Source organism: Ramlibacter pallidus, assembly GCF_015070875.1.
Taxonomy (GTDB): Bacteria; Pseudomonadota; Gammaproteobacteria; order Burkholderiales; family Burkholderiaceae_C; genus Ramlibacter; species Ramlibacter pallidus.
This window is the reverse complement of sequence record NZ_JADDIV010000005.1, coordinates 444,037-462,929: the sequence shown is the minus strand read 5'-3', so window position 1 is coordinate 462,929 and position 18,893 is coordinate 444,037. Positions and strand designations below refer to the sequence as shown.

At 70.9% G+C, this 18,893-nt stretch carries 10 protein-coding genes; 2 read left to right on the top strand and 8 right to left on the bottom strand.

The features are described from left to right. Positions 1-7: 7 nt before the first annotated feature. From IM787_RS19265 to IM787_RS19255, 3 genes are read right to left on the bottom strand one after another with little or no spacing between them, the layout of a single operon-like run. Positions 8-1,237 (bottom strand): AI-2E family transporter, encoded by a 1,230-nt coding sequence (locus IM787_RS19265; protein ID WP_354004451.1) that lies wholly within the window; start codon positions 1,235-1,237, stop codon positions 8-10. A gap of 46 nt (positions 1,238-1,283) precedes the next feature. Continuing rightward, positions 1,284-2,018: a LytR/AlgR family response regulator transcription factor gene (locus IM787_RS19260; protein ID WP_193678317.1), complete on the bottom strand. Its 735-nt coding sequence runs from the start codon at positions 2,016-2,018 to the stop codon at positions 1,284-1,286. A 22-nt stretch (positions 2,019-2,040) separates the two neighbouring features. After that, positions 2,041-3,081 (bottom strand): sensor histidine kinase, encoded by a 1,041-nt coding sequence (locus IM787_RS19255; RefSeq protein WP_193678316.1) that lies wholly within the window; start codon positions 3,079-3,081, stop codon positions 2,041-2,043. A 105-nt stretch (positions 3,082-3,186) separates the two neighbouring features. On the opposite strand from IM787_RS19255, the gene argH reads away from it, so the two are divergent. Continuing rightward, entirely contained in the window at positions 3,187-4,581 is a 1,395-nt protein-coding gene (gene argH / locus IM787_RS19250) for an argininosuccinate lyase (protein WP_193678315.1), read from the top strand. Here the strand turns inward: argH and IM787_RS19245 are convergent, their stop codons facing one another. From IM787_RS19245 to IM787_RS19225, 5 genes are all read right to left on the bottom strand, one after another. Further along, positions 4,582-5,361: an oxygen-binding di-iron domain-containing protein gene (locus IM787_RS19245; protein ID WP_193678408.1), complete on the bottom strand. Its 780-nt coding sequence runs from the start codon at positions 5,359-5,361 to the stop codon at positions 4,582-4,584. It abuts the gene before it with no gap. A gap of 150 nt (positions 5,362-5,511) precedes the next feature. Further along, entirely contained in the window at positions 5,512-8,022 is a 2,511-nt protein-coding gene (locus tag IM787_RS19240) for a CshA/CshB family fibrillar adhesin-related protein (protein WP_193678314.1), read from the bottom strand. Positions 8,023-8,036: 14 nt separating this feature from the next. Beyond that, positions 8,037-14,078, bottom strand: a complete 6,042-nt coding sequence (locus IM787_RS19235) for an SdrD B-like domain-containing protein (RefSeq protein ID WP_193678313.1) — start codon at positions 14,076-14,078, stop codon at positions 8,037-8,039. A 118-nt stretch (positions 14,079-14,196) separates the two neighbouring features. Next, complete coding sequence (locus IM787_RS19230; RefSeq protein ID WP_193678312.1) at positions 14,197-16,857, bottom strand: beta strand repeat-containing protein; 2,661 nt, start codon at positions 16,855-16,857, stop codon at positions 14,197-14,199. A 32-nt stretch (positions 16,858-16,889) separates the two neighbouring features. Then, on the bottom strand, positions 16,890-17,315 hold the full coding sequence (locus tag IM787_RS19225) for a DUF11 domain-containing protein (RefSeq protein ID WP_193678311.1): 426 nt from the start codon (positions 17,313-17,315) through the stop codon (positions 16,890-16,892). Between the two features lie 395 nt (positions 17,316-17,710). Between IM787_RS19225 and IM787_RS19220 the strand changes: the two genes are divergently transcribed. Beyond that, positions 17,711-18,859 (top strand): alpha-hydroxy acid oxidase, encoded by a 1,149-nt coding sequence (locus IM787_RS19220; RefSeq protein WP_193678310.1) that lies wholly within the window; start codon positions 17,711-17,713, stop codon positions 18,857-18,859. Positions 18,860-18,893: the final 34 nt, after the last annotated feature.

Genomic DNA, 18,893 nt, shown 5'->3' with positions numbered 1-18,893 from the left:
AATTTCCTCAGGTCCCGAGCAGTTCGCCCACCGGCTTCAGGTGGTCGACCCGGTCGCACACCGCCTTGACCGCCATCAGGATGGGGATGCCGAGGAGCAGGCCCCACACGCCCCACATCCACCCCCAGGCGAGCACGCCGATGAACACCGCCACCGGGTTCATGCTGCTCGCCTTGCTCGTGGCCCAGGGCACCAGCAGGTAGCCTTCCACCGTGTTGATCAGGAGCGAACTGCCGGCGACGATCAGCGCCATGTTGACGTCGCCGTTGAACTGCAGGAAGGCGACCAGCCCGGCGCCCGCGGTCACCACGATGGACCCCACGTAGGGCACCAGGTTCAGGATGCCGGCGGCCACGCCCCACACCGCGGCGTGCTTGACGCCGATGACGGCGAAGCAGATGCCGGTGGCCAGGCCCACGCCCACGCTGGCGATCAGCTGCACCATCAGGTAGCGCTGCATCTGCGCGTTGATCTCGTCGAGCGCCTGCACGGTGAGCTTCTTCTCCGCCAGCCCCGGCCCGGCGATCTTGACCAGCTTGCGGCGGAAGGTGCTGCCGGACACCAGCATGAAGTAGGTGAGGAAGGTGACCATCACGATCTGGCCCAGGATGCTCGCCAGCCCCAGCGTGCCGCTCCACAGGTAGTTGCGCAGGTCGAAGCGCGGCTCCTCCACCACCACGCGCGAGACACCGCGGGCGGGGGCGGCGGTGTTGCCGCCGGCCGCCTCGGCGGCCTTCTGCAGTTCGGCCGCCGCCTTCTGCATCGTGTCCAGGGTGGTGTCCTGCTGGCGTGCGCTGCGCTGCACGGAGTCGCGCAGCTTGCGCGCCGCGTCGGGCAGCGACTGCACCAGCTGGTTGGCGTCGTCGGACAGGGAGTAGATGGCGCCGCCCATGCCGCCCAGGATCCCGAGGATCAGCACGCCGGCGCTGATCGCGCGCGGGATCCTCAGCCGCTCGAGCCCGTCCACCAGCGGCCAGAGCGCATAGGCGAAGACCAGCCCGAGCATGAGGGGGATGAAGAAGCCGCTGGCCCAGCGCAGCATCGCCAGCACCACCAGGACCACGAGCACCACCATGGCCACGTTGCGCGCCTCCTGCGGCGGCATGTGCAGCAGCACGTGGGGCGGCTGGCGCGGGTCGATGCGCGTGCGGGGGAGATCGTCGATCTCGGAGGGATCGACGGCGGTTTCGGGCGTGACGGCCGGGACGCCCTGCGGGTCCTGGGGAACGGAACTCACGGTGCCTGCAACTCCATCGAGTCCCCTGTTCCTCGGATTGATCGAATCAGCTGGCCAGTGCCTCCCGCACTGCGCTCAGCTGCCGGCGCGAGACGGCGAGGGATTCGTCGACCCCGTTCAGCCGCACCGCCCAGCCTTCGCCTTCCTCGGCGTCGAAATGCTTCTCGAGGGCCCTCACGGCGCGGCGCGACACCAGCGCATTGCGGTGGACGCGCAGGAACGCGGCGCCATGGCGCTCCTCGAGGTCGCTGAGCGAGCCATCGAGAATATAGCTCCTGGCGGCGGTGCGCACCGTGATGTACTTCAGTTCCGCCTTGAAATAGAGCACCTCGGTCACCGGCACGCGCTCGGTGCGGCCGCGGTCCTGGATCACCAGCACCTCCTGTTCCAGCTCGGCGCCCGAGCGGCCCTGGCGGGCCCGCTCCACCCGGTCCAGGGCGGTCTGCAGCCGCTCCAGGCGCACCGGCTTGGTCAGGTAGTCCACGGCTTCGAGTTCGAAGGCGGTCACCGCGTGCTCGGCATACGCGGTGACGAACACCACCGGCGGCGATTCCGGCAGCGAGCGCAGGACCTGCGCCAGCGCCAGCCCGTCGGCGCCCGGCATGTGGATGTCGAGCAGCACGGCGTCGAACGACTGCCGCCGCAGGTGCTCCATCGCCTGGGCCGCGTTCGCGGCCTCGCCCGCGACTTCCGCCGCGGGGGACTGGCACTCGGCCAGGAGCGTCCGCAGGCGCGCGCGCGCCAGCGGTTCGTCGTCGACCAACAGCATCTTCAGGCCCATCGTTGTCCTCCGTCCGTCTCGTTCATGCCGGGACCTCCAGGCGCACCTGGTACCGCCCGTCGATCAGGGCGGTCTGGAATTGCGCCTGCACGTCGTGCAGCAGCCGCAGGCGGTCGCGCACGTTCCCCAGTGCCACGCCGTGTCCGGGGCGTCCCTGCCCCGCCGGCACGGTGTTCGTCACCTTGATCACGACCACGCTGCCCCTCCGCTGCGTGGTGACCTTCACGTCGGCCCCCGTCGGGCTCGGCTCGACCCCGTGCTTCACCGCATTCTCCACCAGCGGCTGCAGGAACAGCGCGGGCACCCGGGCGCTGCCGGCGCGCGGGTCGATGGCCCATTCCACGCGCAGGCGTTCGCCGAAGCGCACCTGCTCGATGGCGAGGTAGTGGCGGGCGACCTGCACTTCCTCGGCCAGCGTCACCGCGTCGCTCTTGCTCACGAGCGCATGCCGGAACAGTTCGCTCAGGTCCTCGAGCAGCGTCTCGGCCTGGCCGGGATCCTCGCGCACCAGCGCGATGGCGCTGTTCAGGCTGTTGAAGAGGAAATGGGGGCGGATGCGCGCCTGCAGTTCCGCCAGGCGCGCCGCGGTCTCGGCCGGCATGCGTCCCTTGGCGCGCAGCACCAGCGCGCCGACCAGGACGCCCGAGAGCATGGCCCCGGTGGCCGCCGACGCGACCCAGGGGACCGGCCCGCCGGGGACCGCCAGGGCGATCAGCGCGCAGCCGTACAGGCCGGACACCGCGCCGAGCGCGACCCCGGTGGCCTGCTGCGCCCAGGGCGGCAGGCGCGCCAGCAGCCGCTTGCAGCTGCAGGTGATCACGAGCCACCCGAGCACGCCGGGAAAAGCCGCACCGGACAGCACCGCCAGCCGGGTCACCCATTCCGCGAAACCGCCGGGCCCGAACAGCGCGCCGACCGCCATCACGCCCTCGACGAACAGCACCGCGCGCAACACCACGCCGATCTGGCAGGCGTCGAAGATGAGGTCCGGCCGCGGGCGCGCCGGCTGCGGCGGCTCCCGGGACAGATCCTGGAACGCGGATAATAGTTGCGAGTCGTTCATCGTTCCTGGGCGCGCCGTGGCGCGGCCGCTGCGGCCCTCCTGAGGCCTTCATTATTGGTGAATCGACGCCCGAGCCCATCCGTTTCCTGCCCGCCAGCACCCCCTATGAGCCAACTCGATCACAAGTCCGAGGCGTGGTCCGCCCTCTTCAGCGAACCCGTGAGCGACCTCGTGAAACGCTACACCGCCAGTGTCTTCTTCGACAAGCGCCTGTGGCTGGCCGACATCACGGGCTCCCTGGCGCACGCCGCCATGCTGGAGCGACAGGGTGTCATTTCCGCAACAGACGGGGCCGAAATCCGGCGCGGGATGGCCCAGGTCCGGTCCGAAATCGAGTCCGGCGCCTTCGAATGGAAGCTGGACCTGGAGGACGTGCACCTCAACATCGAGGCCCGCCTGACGCAGCTGGTGGGGGATGCGGGCAAGCGCCTGCACACCGGCCGCAGCCGCAACGACCAGGTCGCCACCGACGTCCGCCTCTGGCTGCGTGGCGAGATCGACCTGATCGCCGGCCTGCTGGAGGACCTGCAGAAGGCCCTGCTGGACCTCGCGGAGAAGAACGCCGAGGTCGTGATGCCCGGCTTCACCCACCTGCAGGTGGCGCAGCCCGTGAGCTTCGGCCACCACATGCTGGCGTACGTGGAGATGTTCGCGCGCGACCACGAGCGCATGCTCGACGTGCGCAAGCGCGTGAACCGGCTGCCGCTGGGCGCCGCGGCGCTGGCGGGCACGACCTATCCGCTCGATCGCGAATGGGTGGCGCAGGAACTGGGCATGGAAGGCGTCTGCCAGAACTCGCTGGACGCCGTGAGCGACCGCGACTTCGCCATCGAGTTCACGGCCGCGGCCAGCCTGGTGATGGTGCACGTGAGCCGGTTCTCCGAGGAGCTGATCCTCTGGATGTCGCAGAACTTCGGCTTCATCCGCATCGCCGACCGCTTCACCACCGGCTCGTCGATCATGCCGCAGAAGAAGAACCCCGACGTGCCGGAGCTCGCGCGCGGCAAGACCGGCCGCGTGGTCGGCCACCTCATGGGCCTGATCACGCTGATGAAGGGCCAGCCGCTCGCCTACAACAAGGACAACCAGGAAGACAAGGAGCCGCTGTTCGACACGGTCGACACGCTCAAGGACACGCTGCGCATCTTCGCGGACATGGCCGGCGGCATCACGGTGCAGCCGCAGGCGATGGAGCAGGCGGCGCTGAAGGGCTATGCCACCGCCACCGACCTGGCCGACTACCTGGTGAAGAAGGGCCTGCCCTTCCGCGACGCGCACGAAACCGTGGCGCATGCGGTCAAGGCCGCCACTTCGCACAACTGCGACCTGTCGGAGCTGCCGCTGGCGGTGCTGCAGCAGTTCCACCCGCAGATCGAAAAGGACGTGTACGACGCCCTGTCGCTGCGCGGGTCGCTCAATGCCCGCAACACGCTCGGCGGCACGGCCCCGGCCCAGGTGCGCGCGCAGCTCGCGCGGCACCGGGCCCGGCTGGCGGCCTGATCAGGCCACGCGCAGCAGCGGGTTGCCCCGCGCCGGCCGCGCGTCGATGGTGGCCGTGGGCAGCTGGTAGTTGCGGTCATCGAACAGGTCGATGCCGCAGCTGAGCGACTCCACCCAGTCGTAGAAATCCGCGATCGCCTTGCTGCCGGTGATGGGCGCCCCGTGCTGCGGCACGAGCATGCGCACGTCGAGCCGGCGCGCCATCTGCACCCACAGGCGCAGGATCTTGTTCGACACCATGTAGCGGCGATGGAAGCCTTCCATCTTCGGGATGTGGGGTTTCAGGTCCTTCACCGGCGTGCGTGCCTGCTCGCCGTTCATCATCGAGACGCCCAGGTCGCCCGTGAACAGGATGCGGCTGACCGGGTCGTAGAAGTGGAAGTTGCCTTCCGAATGCAGGAAATGGGCGGGCACCAGCCACAGCTCGCTGCGGCCCAGGGCCAGCCGGCCGCCGGTGTCGGGCACGCCGATCACGCGGTCCTCGGTCTTGCCGGCCTTGGTGAAGTGCGGGACGAAGCGTTCCCAGATGCGCGAGATCACCAGCTTGGCGTTCGTGGAGCTCATCCAGCGGTCCAGCGAGGCGATGATGTCGGGGTCGGCATGCGACGCGAGCACGTAGCTCAGCTCGCGCGGCGCAAACCAGCGCGAGAGCGCCAGGTACAGCTCGTTGTACGCCAGGTTGCCGCCCGGGTCGATCACGGCGCCGACGCCATGGTCGACGACGAGGAACTGGTTGGCCTGCACCGCCTGGCCGTCTTCCTCCATGAGGTCGGTGAACATGAGGCAGGCATGGTGCTCGTCGCGATAAAGCTCGATCGGGGACACGGGAGGCGCTCCGGTGGTGGGGACGCTGCACTGTAGGTGCGGCTCCTGCCCCGGGGCTTGACCGGCGTCAACCGGGCGCGGGTTCGCTGCCCGCGCCGCGCGGTGCTACTGCGACAGCCGGACCTGGTAGGTGACCACCAGCACGCCGCCGGAAGGCAGCGTGCCCGTGAAGGTCCAGCGCAAGGCACCGGTGCCGCCCACCGCGGGCTGCGTGCTGATCGCGCACGCGCCGATGCCCGAGGGCAGCGGGGATGGGCAAGCCGCCGACACGTGCGTGGTGAAGGCCGGCGTGGAATCGTTGATCACCAGCGTGGACACCGCGCTGCCGCCGTTGTTCTGCGCGGTCAGCGTGTACTGCAGCACCTCGCCCGGCGTGGCGTTCACCGACGTGGCCGCCGGTCCGCCGCGCGTGATGTTGCTGACGGTCTTGCGCAGCGAAAGCGCCGACGCTTCGCCGGCGGTGGTCACGTCGGTCACGACCAGCGTGGCCGACAGGGCCGGGTTCGCATTGGTGTAGGTGAAGGTCGCCGTCACCGTCACCGTGTTCTGCGCACCGTAGGTGATGCCGGCCGGCACGAACTGCTTGACCACCACGCAGACCGGCTGGCCGGCGGTCACGGTGAGCGCCGTGCCCAGCAGCGGCTCCGCGGCGTCGAGGTTGCCGCTGCAGTTGGTGTCGCGATAGAGCACCATGTTCCACGTCGGGCTGGCGGGGTTGGACGCGCCCGACAGAGCGAACGCCACCTGCCCGCCGCTGCCGGCCTGGAACGTGTGCGCGTAGAAGACGACGGTGCCCGGCTGCGCGGTCTGCGCGCCGTCCGGCGCGAACGTGGCGGGCGGGGCCAGTCCGAAGCCGACTCCCGCATAGGACTGGCCGGCCGCCGGGACGTAGCTCAGGTTCGGGCGCACGTAGCTGCCGCCCGTGGTGCCGGCGCTGCCGGACGTGGGGAGCGCGCCGGACGGCGGCGTGGGAACGACGGTGACGGTGCCGGTGACGGTCGCCGGGATCCAGAGCGTGAAGCCGCCGTCGCCGGTCGTCACGGCGCTCTCGATCACCGTCGCGCCCGAACGCGCCGTCACGGCCAGGCCGGCATAGCCGGCTTCGGTGCCGTCCTTCACGCCGTTGTTGGGAACCCCCGAACCGAGGCCGGTGTCCGCGAACACGGTGCCGGTGAGCCGCGAGCCGTTGTACACGCCGAACATCTGCGGCGGCGGCGGTGGCGAACCGGCGGGCACGGTCAGCTGCAGCACCCCGCTCGCGTTCTGCGTTCCGATCCAGCCTGCCGGCAGGTTGGGCGTGACGTCGGTCAGCGTGTTGTTGTTGTCGAGGATGAGGCAGTAGGTGCCCTGCTGCAGTTCCGGCAGGGTGTAGGCGCCGGTGGCGGGGGTGACCGCCACCGCCTGGCTGGCCGAGGCGGCGCAGGTGCCGCCCGAGGACGTGGCGATCTTGACGAAGAAGCCCGCGACGGCCGGCCCGCTCTCCGTGCCGTCCTGCGACCCGTTGTGGTTGGCGTCTCGGTACACGGTGCCGGTCACCGTGTTGAAGATCGGCGTGTTGGTGAAGGTGCAGAGCACCGAATCGCCGTACAGCAGGTTGTTGAAGGTGTGCGAACTGCCCGCGGCGTTGGTCGGCATCGGCGTGGCGGACGGGTTCGCGTTCACGCAGGTGAGCGAGGTCGTGTAGTTGGCCAGCGTGCCGATGCTGCCCGCGGCCATGCTCTGGGACACCACGAACTGGTAGCTCGCCGCCACCGTGGGCATGATCGCCGGCGTGAAGCCGTTCAGGGCCGTGCCGCTCGTGCTGCCGGAGACGAGCGAGGTGCCGTTGGCGGTCGAGAGGCGGTAGGTGAACTGGTCGGCCGGGTTGTAGCGCTTGTTCACGATCTGCGAGACGACCGACACCGAGGCGTAGCGCATGCCGACGATGATTCCCTGGAGGCCGCCGCCCTGCAGCGTGGCCGTGATCGTGCGCGGGTTGTTGTCCGAGCGGAAGACGTAGCTGCCGACGGTGCCGTCGGCGCCGGTCTCCATCACGGTGCGGTTGGCGTTGCTGTAGGTCAGCGCGGGATAGGTGTTGCTGGTGCCGTTGCGGATCTGGGCGATCTGCTGCCAGGGACCGCCGTCGGTGGTGAACGTCAGGCGTTCGCCGCCGTTGCTGGATTCGCCGTCGCCCACCACGATGGAATAGGTGGAGAACGACGCGCCGGCCGGCGGCGTCACCTGGATGTTGCTCAGGGTGACGACCGGCGTGGTCGCATTGGTGGCCGTGTACAGGATGGGACGGCCGGGGATGTTGTTGAACGCGGCGTTGCCGAAAGCCGAGCCTGTCCAGGACGGCACCGCGACCGAGGTGAGGCCGCCCGCGCCCGTGGTGCGCACGTTCATGCTGACCGCGGTGCCGTCCGGGAGGTTGAAGACGAAGTTCTGCCCGCCGGCCGTGCTGGCCGTGGCGTTGTTGTAGCCGGCGAAGTTGAGCCAGCAGTAGTCGCGGAAATCGTTGGGCGCGGTGCCCTGCACGGCGGCGGCGCCGCAGGTGGACGCGGTCTGCGCCGCGGCCGGCGCGAGCCAGCCGGCGGCCGCGGCGACGCCGAGGGCCAGCAGAAGGCGACGGGCCATGGCGAGGACGGTGTTCACGGCTTGCCCGCGGCCGCGGCGGCCTCGTTGCGCTGGCCGTCGGCCTTGCCCTCGAACAGCGCTTCGTCGAACTTGTAGCGCAGGCGCAGGTAGGCGCCCTTCATGGTGGTGGCATCGCCCGCCAGGTCCTTGGCCGAGAAACCCGTGAAGTTGTAGCCGACGGAGACCCAGAGGTTCTCCCAGGCGAGGTAGCCCACTTCCAGGCCGACGGCGGCCTGGCGCACGCCGTCGCCCCACATCGCATACGCCTGCAGGCCGACGTCCCAGCGTTCGGTGACGTCCCAGGTGACCCGGCCACCGAGCAGTTGCGTGAAGGAGCGGCTTTCCAGGCCGTTGGAGCGGTCGCGTGCAAGGCGCGCAGCATAGCGCGCGTTCACCAGCCAGTGCCGCTGCGGCTGCATGCTCAGGTGCGTGGAGAGGATCCAGGCGCTCTGGTCGGTGCCCTGCACCACGGTCGTGTCCTGCTCGCGCTTGTACTCGATGCGGGCGAGCGCATTCACGTCGTCGCTGTCGCCGGGGCGGAAGGCGACGCCGGACTGCGCGGTCGTCACCTTGCGCGAACCGCCGGCGGCGCCGTTGCTGGACTGGTCGCTGTACAGGAAGCGGTTCAGCAGCGTGACGTCGCGATCGAGCTTGTTCACCACGGCGCCGCTCAGCAGCCAGCTGCTGGAGGCGGTGGAAGTCTGCCACTGCACCTGGCCCGAGGCCTTCCAGTCGGCGGCGGCCGTGTACTCGGCGCCCAGGGCCACCGCGCTCGAGTCCTCGGCGCGCGGGCCGGCGATCGGCTTGATCCGCTGCACGCTGGCGGTGACGTTCAGGCCCACCGGCAGGCGGAAAGTGCGGCGCAGGCCGATCGCGGCTTCCGCGGTGCGGCCGTCGATCGCGTCGCCCATGCGGTATTCGTTGAACAGCTGGGTGTCGCCGGGGAGCACGGTGGTGACGCCGGCGACGGTGGTGTAGCGGGACACCTCGGTGCTGAGCGTGTACGGGCCGTTCAGGCTGTTGATGAAGCTGTGGCGCAGGTACAGCTTGGTGCCCGCACTCACCGCGTAGTTCGCGCCGATGCCCACTTCACGGCCGCCGCTGCCGTCGATCGCATGCTCCACCAGCGCGTACATGTCGGCTTCCGGCACGCCAGGCACCGGCACCGTCAGCTTGACGCGAGCGCTCGTGTAGCCCTCCTGGTCGGTCGGGGCGGCCGGGTCCGCGGCGGTGGCCACCAACGGGCCGGCCGTGCCCGGGGCGGCGGGGCTGGACAGGGCCGCCTGCACGTTGGCGCTGCTGTGGCGCACGCCGACTTCCAGCTTGGCGTTGCCGGGCAGCGCGTGCTCCAGCTTCAGCTCGGCGCCGGTCTGCTCCGCGCCCGTCGTGGCGTTGGAGGTGCGCAGCGCCTCGCCCACGATGCGGTTCTTCGCGTCGATGGTGTAGCCCACCTTGGCGCCGTACTCCGACTGGCCGCCGGCCTGGGGGCTGCCGGGGTTCTGGAAGCCGGCGTCGGTGCGCACGCCCCAGACGTGCGCCTGCACGGTGGGGCCGTGGTGGCGGGCGTCGACCCGCACGCCATGGCCTTCGCCCTGCAGGTCGGTGCGGGTGCGGGCCACTTCGGCGGCGATGGCGGTGTTCGGCCCGATGCGGCTGGCGAGCGTCACGCCCTGCAGCGTCATGGCGTTGGCCGGGTCGCCGTCGCGCACGACCACCGCGCCCACGCGCGTGCCGGGCACGACTTCCACCGAAGCCTCGACGCCGGCCACGGTGTGCTTGGGGCCGCCGGAGTCGATGTCGTAGCTCACGCGGATGAAGACCGGGTTCAGGTCGGCGTCCACGCTGGGCACGGGCGCCTTGAGCAGCAGCACGCCGCTGTACGGTTCGATCGTGTAGTCGGTGAAGGCCGCGAGCGGCGTGTCCTTGCGCACCACGGCGGGCTGGTCGCGGTCGCGCACGATCACGTGCACCTGTTCGCTGTTGACCACGCCGTCGGCGTCCAGGTTGAACGGACCCGACGTGCCGTTGGCGCGGAACTCCTGCACCAGCTGGGTCGCGGAGGTGCGGCTGGCGAAGCCCTCGACCTGCACCTTGCCGTCGCTCCAGCGGCCCTTGGCGCCGTTGAGCGCGCGCGCGTACTGCGTCAGCTGCCGTGCCGGGCTTTCGCCCTGTGTGTGGAAGTCGCCGACCAGCGCGTAGTTGCTGCCGTTCTGCAGCAGCACGTAGAGCTTGCCGGACGACTGGCCGTCGAAGCCGCGCGCGGAAGAATCGCCGTAGACCGGATAGAACAGGTTCGGCTGGATGTCGCGGAACAGGCGGGTATCGGAAGCCTTGTCGGAGTCGTAGGCGACCGTCAGCAGGCTGGAACCGAGCACCTTGCCCTTGAGGAACAGCGCGGCGCGCGCGCCGGCCTCGCCCTTGCCGTCCTTGAAGCTGCGCGAGACGGCGCGGATCTCGCGCTCGAAGACGTCGCCGCTCTGCACCGGCTGCACCGCGGCCGGGTTCAGGTTGCGCAGGTTGATCGTGCCCTCGACGATGCCGGCGGCGATCAGCGGCCGCAGGTTCGGAACGAAGTCCACCGTCGCCGTGCCCTTGGCCGTGCCGGCCAGCACCACCAGTTCGGCCTTGCCCGGCTGGGCCGGGGGCAGCAGCAGGAAGCGGCCGGCGCCGCCTTCGAGCAGGACCTGGATGCCGGCCTGGCGCGGGTCGGCGTCCGTGACCTGCCACAGCCCGGCGCTGGTCGACAGCGTCAGCTGCGCGCGCGCGGTGACCGGCACGCCCTCGGCATCCCGCAGCGAGACCGTCACCGGCACCGGCGTGGTCGCGTCGGCGACGGGGCGCTCCGGCACGTCGATGCGCACGGCGGCGAGCGGTCCGGGTGCGACGACGGTGACCTGCGCGCGGCCCCGCACGTTGCCGAAGCCGTCGGCCACCTTCACCTCCAGCACGTTGCGGCCGGGACGCAGGTCGACGCCGATGTATTCCCAGGCCGTCACGCGCACCTGCTCCAGGCTGCTGCGCTTGCCCACCTGGGAGGCGGGGACGGGCTGGCCGTTGACCTGCAGGTCGAAGGTGGCGCCGAGCGGCCCCTTCACGCGCACACGGGTCTGGGCCGTCGGCAGCACCTGGCCGTCGCGCAGGGCGACGAAGCCGGTCTCCGGGGTCATCTGCGGCAGCAGGTCCTCCAGCGGGCGCGCGGCGTCCGGGTCCTGCGCGGGGGCGCCGGCCGGCGCGTCGGCGGAATCCTGCAGCAGGCTGGCCGCGGGGCGGTAGATCGGCTGCGGCAGGCCCTGCAGGCGGGCCGCGGTCGAACCGCCCGTGTCGCCCACCGCCCCGAGCGAAGGCATGCCGGGCATGGCGTCGGGCAGCGTGGCGGCGGTGCCGCCGCCGGCGCGGGCCGCGCCCGGCAGGCCGAGGCCGCCGGTGGCGGGCAGCGTGCGCGTGTCGGTGGCGCCGGCGGCTGCCGAGGGCGACAGCAGGACGCCCGCGGCCTGGCTGATCTCCGACGGGTTCTGCAGCGCCTTGCGCCGGGCGGCGACCTGCTCGCGCACACCCGCGTCGCACTGCTCGATCGCGAAGTCCGCCTTGTGCAGTTCGCCGTTCTTCAGGTCCACGAAGCGGCTGCCCGCGTCGCGCGCGTTGCGGTTGTCCAGCACGCGCAGCGTCGCGCCGGCGGGCAGGGTCGTGGCGTCGACCTTCGCCACGTGGGTGCGCGGGCTCAGGCCGTACAGGCTGTACTTGCCTTCCTCGTCGGTGATCGCGTACGTGCCGTCCTCGAGGTAGATGCGCACGCCCGGGATGCCGGGCTCGCCCGCGTCCTGCAGGCCGTTGCGGCTGCAGTCGGCGTACACCTTGCCGATCACGTAGCCGTCGCTGGAAAACACGCCGCCGAGCACCAGCACCCGGGCCGTTGCGCGGTTGGACGTGACGCCCTGCCCCGCCGCCTGCGCGGTGTTGATGCCGGTGCCGTTCTGGCTGCCGGGGCCGACGCGCAGGCGATAGGTCAGCACCACCTGCGAACCGGCTTCGATGCGGCCGGCGTTGAAGGCGAGCTGCGGGCCCGGCGCGCCGTCCGGATCGGGCGTCGCCTGGCCGGCGAGCCGCGCCGTGCCGCCGACGTACACGAAGCCCGCGGGCAGCGCGTCGCGCACCATCACCTGGTGCAGCGGCACCGCCATGACGTTGCGCACGGTCACCGTGTAGTCCACGAAGTCGCCGACCTCCGCGGTGCTGCGGTTGGCGACCTTCTGCACCGTCAGGCCGTTGATGCCGCCGGTGTCGAGGGGCACGTCGAAGCGCACGGCGGCCAGCGCCACGGTGAAGTTGCCGCCGTAGGAGCCGGGCGTGTCGATGATGCGGTTGGCCGGCTGCAGCGCGACCGGCAGGGCCGAAGGGAAGACGAAGCCGGCCGGCGGCGTGACCCGCAGGCGGTAGGTGCTGGGTTGCACCAGCGGGAAGGCGTACACGCCGTCCGCGCCGGTGACGACGGTGGACGGCGCCGGCGTGACGCCGTCGATGGCCAGCACCACGGCCGCCTGCCCGGGGCGGCCGCCGTTGCCCGCGCCGGTCACGTCGATCAGTTCCACCGTCGCGCCGGCCAGCGGGGTGTTGCTGCGGGTGTCGTAGACCACGCCGCTCGGGTCGATCAGCAGGGTCGTGGTGGCGGTCGCGGAACCGCCCGCGCAGGTGGCGATGGTGGCGGTGACGACGTCGTTGCGCAGCACTTCCAGGATGCCGTCGCCGGAGACCACGGTGCGGATCGCGCCGTTGGCCGTCGGCACCTCGGGCTGGATGCGGAAGATGCCGGTGTTGGGCCCGGTCTCGACGCCGGTGAAGGTCTCCACGTCGCCGGTGAGCTGGCTGGTGACGGTGACCGGCACGGTGTCGACGACGCCGTTGGACGCGTTGCAGATGGCGGCATCGGCCTGCACGAACAGCGGCCGGCCCGGCGTGTTCTGGGCGGCCGTCAGCGCATAGGCGTTGCTGGTGTAGAAGCGGATCTGCGCGGCGCGGCCCGGCAGGGGCAGGACCACGGGATTGCTGGAGGTCAGGCGCACCGTGCCGGCATCCGACCAGTCGGCCTGCGCCGTGGCCGAGATCACGCCGGTCGCGTTGTCGTTCACCTGCACGCGGAACTGGCCCTGCAGCGAACCGCCCGACGGCAGGTCGGCCAGGGTCCAGGCCACCGCATCGACGACGGCACCCGCCGGCACCGTGCTCACGTAGCTGCCCGCGGGCGCGCCGGCGAGGTGGTAGCGGGTGGCGGCCGAGACGTTGGCCGCCGGCGAGGCGGAGACGAAGCGCGTGTTGACCGGCACCGGCACGCGCAGCACGAACACGCTCGTGGCCGCGCCGTCGACCGACACCAGCAGGGGCGCGGCCGCCGCGCTGCCGTTGTTCACCGCCACCGGGGTCCAGTCCACCATGCCGCCAGGCACCGGCGCGGACGTGGATGCGGCCAGCGTGACCTGGACGGCCGCGCCGCTGGTGAGCGTCAGCGTGTCGGTGTTGCTGGCGGTCGCGCCCTGCGCCACGCTGGTGGCGGTCAGCACGACCTGCCCGCTCTGGCCCGCGGTCGCGGTGGCGGGCGCCTGCCCCGTGAGCACCAGGGTCGCGGAAGCACCCATGGGAAGGTCGATGCCGGCCGGGCCGATGACGGGCTCGCCCGGATCGATGCGCCCGTTGCCGTTGGCGTCCCGCACCACCTGCAGGTTGATCGCGGCGAAGCCGCTGCCGCCCGACACGGTGGCGGCCAGCCGGAACGTGGAGTCCACGTTGCCGGTGTTCGTCAGGGTGTGGGTGGCGTTGAAGGGCGCGCCGGTGGCGATCAGCAAGCCTTGCGACGCCGTCAGCGTCAGCGCCTCGAGCGCCGAGACGCGGGTGTGGACCGTGTTGGAGTTCAGGCGGGCCGAGATGCCCGTCGGCGTGTCGACGAAGGTGGCCGTGGCCGTGTTGCTGATCACGACGCCCGCGGCCGGCGCCGCCTGCCCCGCCACCCACCAGAGCAGCAGGAAGCAGCAGGCGAGCAACTTGTGCAGCAGGCGGCAGGTGGTCATGAGGAAGGCATTGCGGTGGCCGTGACGGGCCGTCGGTCCGCTTCCGGCAACCCGCAGCGCGCGGGCTCCCGGAAGCGGGGGAAGGGCTCGCGCCCTCCCCCGCGACGTCGTGCGAGGCTTACGGCGTGATCCGCACCCCGAAGGTGATGACCGCGGAGGCGCCCGGGGCGAGGGTGCCGCCCGAGCTGGCCGTGGCCGTGTCGCCGATGTAGCCGGTCACCGTGCCCGAGGCGCCGACGGCGGGGCCGCTGGCGAAGTTCGGTGCGGTGGTCGACGCGGTCGTGCTGATGGTCGTGTAGCTCGGGGTCGCATCGGACACCACCACGTTGGTCGCGTTGGCGGCGCCGACGTTGGTCACGGTGATGCGGTACAGCACGCACTCGCCGGGACGGGCGTTGAGGCCGGCCTGGCTGTACACGCCGTCGGCGGTGCCGTCACAGGCGGCATCCAGCGCCTGGGTCTTCACCAGCGTCAGGTTGCCGGCGATGACAGTGGTGCTGTCGGTGGCGACGGTCGGCGCGGGAGCCGTGGTGGTGTAGGTGCCGTTGACCGTGGTCACCGTGATGGTCGTCGTGTTGACCGTGCCGGGCACGGCGCCGCTGGGGGCGATGACGCGGTTGAACAGCGTCACCGCCTGGCCCTTGGCCAGGCCGGTGGGCAGCACCGCGTTCAGCGAACCGCTCACCAGCACGTCGGCCGCGTCGAGCACGCCGTTGCTGTTGCTGTCGATGTACAGCGTCGCGGTCCAGCCGGAGCCGTCGTTCACCAGCGCCGGGGTCAGCGTGCTGTTGGTGGTGCCTTCGGCCACGTTGCCGTTGTTGGTCAGCGTGTGGGTGTAGACGAAGGAGCCGCCCGGGTAGGTCTGGCCCGTGCCGTTGGGCGTCAGGCTGACGGAGCGCACCGCGTTGACGGTCACGCCGTCGTGCAGGCGGTCGCCGGCGCCGGAGGTCGGCGACAGGGCGCGGAAGTACAGGCTGGTGGTGCCCGCGTCATAGCCGGCGGGGATGGTGACCACCGCGCAGACCGTCGCCGTGCCCGTCGTCGCCGCCACCGTGCCGGTGTTGGTGATCGTGGCGCCGGTGGTGGCGCAGGAGCCGCCGCCGCCGTCGGCGCGGAACGTCACCGTCCAGCCCGTGGGCAGGCCCGTGCTGAAGTCGCTGGACGTGCTGGCCGCCAGGTTGTAGGTGTCGGGCGTCGGGCCCTTGTTGCTGGCCACCAGCGTGAACACGGTGGTCGTGCCCGGGTTGGTGGTGTTGGTCACCTGGCGGGTGGCTTCGGGGCCGGCACCGACGCCGGGGCCGGTGGAGGTGTTGTTCGTCAGGTCCATGCTGGCGCCGGTGATGGCGTTCAGCGTGTCGGTGGCGTCGGCGAACTTGGTGGAGTCCAGCACCGAGCGGGCGGTCTTCACGATGGAAGACGGCGTGGCCTTGGACGCGTTCGGCGGCAGCGTGGCGCGCACGATCACGTTGTAGACCGCGCCGGCGGCCAGGGGACCCGTGTCCTCGGTGCCGTCACCGTTGGTGTCGACCATCGGCGTGGTGCCGTCCGGACGGAACAGCTGGAAGGTCGTGCCCGCCGGGAAGCTGTTCGTGGCCGCGAAGGTCACGTTGAAGGTGTCCGTGCCGTTGCCGGTGTTGGTCAGCACGTTGGTGAACGTCACCGTGGAGCCGGCGGCCGCGGCCGTGGCGATGGTCTGGCCCGTCAGCGTCACGTTGGCGGTCTGCGTGACCGTGAACGGGACCGAGTTGGAGCTGCCGGACACGGTGGCCGCGCCGTTGTTGTACGAGACGGTGCCGGTGTTGGTCAGCACGCCGGGCGCGACGCCCGCGTTCACGTTCACCTGGAAGGTCAGGAAGCCGGACTGGCCGGGCGTGACCGTGGCGATGGTCGCCTGGAAGGTGTAGGGGCCGGTCGGGCCGCCCGTGACCGTGGAGGTCAGCGTGTTCGCGCCGGCGCCGGAGGAGCCGCCGGTGTCGCTCAGCGCGGTCGTGCCGCCGGTGACGCTCCAGCGCGCGGAGCCGGCCACGTAGCTCATGCCGGCCGGGATGGCGTCGGTGATGGCCACGGCGGTCGCGTTGCTGTTGCCGGTGTTGGTGTACGTCAGGGTGTAGGTGTACGGACCCGAGTTCGGCGCACCGGAGGAAGCGCTGATCGCCTTCGTCAGCGTGACGACGGCGTTGCTGGTCAGCGTGGTCGTGTCGGTGTTGCTGGCGGTGCGGGTGACGTCGCCGGTGCTGGTGGCCGTCACGGTCAACTGGTTGGTCGCCGGCGGGGTGGCGGTCGTCGGCACCGTGCCCTGCACGATGAAGCGGAACGTGCCGTTGGAGGCGACCGGGCCGCTGGACGTGATCGCGGCGCCCGTGGGCTGGCCGCTGCCGTTGTCCGCGAAGATCTGGATGCTGCCCATCACGAAGCCGGTGGCGTTGACCGCGCTCAGGTTGAACGTGTCGGTGCCGTTGCCGGTGTTCGTCAGGGTGTGCGGGTAGTACACCACGCTGCCCGGCGTCGCGTTCTGCGCGCCGTTGGCGGTCAGCGTCAGGCTGTACACCTGGGTGACCGTGGTCTGCACCAGGTTCGACGTGACGGTGCGCGCCACGCCGGAACCGTCGGAGTAGGTCGCCGAGGCCTGGTTGCTGATGGAGGTGCCGGCCGGCGGCGGCGCGGCGTCGGCGCGCGTGCCGGCCAGGGCCAGCACCAGCGCGACGAACAGGCCCGCGACGAAGCGGGCCAGGGTCAGCCACGACGGCAACTGCCGCGGGCTCGGGAAGGCGATGTTCATGGAAGTCCCTCTTCTTTCTTGCGCGTGTGTATTCAGGGCTTGGCGGCGGCGGTCGTGGCGGCCACCGCGTCGATGCGGACGCGCAGCTTCACCACGGCGTCGGTGCCGGCGGCGAGCGTTCCCAGCTCCCAGCGGACGAATCGGTATTCGGACAGGGGCACCGGTTCCTGGCGGCTGGTGCCGTCGGGCAGGCGCACGGTGCGCATCAGCGGCAGCGCGGCGAAGCGGGTGCCGTCGGTGGAGGCCTGGGCGGCCGCCGGCTGGGCGCTGCCGGCCACGAAGGTCGTGCCGGCGGGCACCGGGATGGTGGCGACCAGCTTCTCGACGCCGTTGCGGCCCTCGTTGCGGTAGGTGCCGCTGTACTCGACGAGGTCTCCCGGCTTGCCGGAATCGGCGGGGTTCAGCACCACCTTCCCGGAGACCGTCTCGACGCGCTTGGCGACGAGGGTGGACGTCACGGACGGGGTCTGGGCGAAGCCTGCCTGTGCCAGGATCACTCCGGCAACCAGCAGGCAAGAGGTCAACAAGGCTTTGCGCATCGGGCTACTCTCGGTTTCAGGGCCATGGACGGCGCGACCGCGCCGCCTCCTCCGCCGGCTCCACGCACGGGTTCCAACGGTCCGGGTGAATGTAACGATGTATTTCTGCCAGTAACGAATAGGCGTAAGGGAGGCCTAAGGGAACGCCCTAAGCGGTCGCCCATCGGGGATGAAGGGCGGGACTCGAGGGGCGTCCGAGTTGCGCGGTTGCAACAGGGGTCGGCGCCGGTCCGAAATTTCAGGGGAGCACCAGATTTCGTCCGCGGCGGGCAGCGCGCCGCCGCTTACGATCGCGACCGCCGAGGAGACTTGTCTTGCCAGTGATCACCAACATCGAGGACCTGCGCGTCCTCGCCCGCCGGCGCGTGCCGCGCATGTTCTACGACTACGCGGACTCGGGGTCGTGGACCGAGAGCACCTACCGCGCCAACGAAGCGGACTTCAACCGCATCCTGCTGCGCCAGCGGGTGGCCGTGAACATGGAAGGCCGCAGCCTGCGCACCACCATGGTGGGCCAGGATGTAGCGATGCCCGTGGCGATCGCACCCACCGGCCTCACGGGCATGCAGCACGCCGATGGCGAGATCCTCGCCGCGCGGGCCGCCAGGAAGATGGGCGTCCCCTTCACGCTGTCCACCATGAGCATCTGCTCGCTGGAAGACGTCGCCGAGGGCACGGACCGGCACCCGTTCTGGTTCCAGCTGTACGTGATGCGCGACCGCGGCTTCATCGAGAGCCTGATCGACCGCGCCAAGGCGGCCAACTGTTCGGCGCTGGTCCTCACGCTGGACCTGCAGATCCTCGGGCAGCGGCACAAGGACCTGAAGAACGGCCTGTCGGCGCCCCCCAAGCCGAGCCTGGCCAACCTGCTCAATCTCGCCACCAAGCCGCGCTGGTGCCTGGGCATGCTGGGCACGAAGCGCCGGCAGTTCGGCAACATCGTCGGCCACGTCAAGGGCGTGGAGAACATGGGATCGCTGTCGGAGTGGACGGCCAAGCAGTTCGACCCGCGCCTGTCCTGGCAGGACGTGGAGTGGATCAAGAGCCGGTGGGGCGGCAAGCTGATCCTCAAGGGCGTGCAGGACGTCGAGGACGCCAGGCTGGCGGCGGACTCCGGCGCCGACGCGGTGATCGTCTCCAACCACGGGGGCCGCCAGCTCGATGGCGCGCCCTCCTCCATCTCCGCGCTGCCCGAGATCGTGGCGGCGGTCGGCGACCGCATCGAGGTGCACATGGACGGCGGCATCCGTTCCGGCCAGCACGTGCTCAAGGCGATCGCCCTGGGCGCCAAGGGCACCTACATCGGCCGCGCGATGCTGTACGGGCTGGGCGCCATGGGACAGGAAGGCGTGGAGCGGGCGCTGGAGATCATCCGCAACGAGCTGGACCTCTCGATGGCGTTCTGCGGCCGCACCGACATCCGCCAGGTCGACCGCAGCATCCTGCTGCCCGGCACCTACTGAGGAAATCCCCAGTAGGCGAGAATCGGCGGGTGAC

Excerpts from the sequence above, each read along its gene's own strand:
- IM787_RS19260 (WP_193678317.1), bottom strand. The coding sequence starts at position 2,018 with ATGGGCCTGAAGATGCTGTTGGTCGACGACGAACCGCTGGCGCGCGCG.
- IM787_RS19255 (WP_193678316.1), bottom strand. The coding sequence starts at position 3,081 with ATGAACGACTCGCAACTATTATCCGCGTTCCAGGATCTGTCCCGGGAG.
- argH (WP_193678315.1), top strand. The coding sequence starts at position 3,187 with ATGAGCCAACTCGATCACAAGTCCGAGGCGTGGTCCGCCCTCTTCAGC.
- IM787_RS19245 (WP_193678408.1), bottom strand. The coding sequence starts at position 5,361 with ATGTTCACCGACCTCATGGAGGAAGACGGCCAGGCGGTGCAGGCCAAC.
- IM787_RS19240 (WP_193678314.1), bottom strand. The coding sequence starts at position 8,022 with ATGGCCCGTCGCCTTCTGCTGGCCCTCGGCGTCGCCGCGGCCGCCGGC.
- IM787_RS19235 (WP_193678313.1), bottom strand. The coding sequence starts at position 14,078 with ATGACCACCTGCCGCCTGCTGCACAAGTTGCTCGCCTGCTGCTTCCTG.
- IM787_RS19230 (WP_193678312.1), bottom strand. The coding sequence starts at position 16,857 with ATGAACATCGCCTTCCCGAGCCCGCGGCAGTTGCCGTCGTGGCTGACC.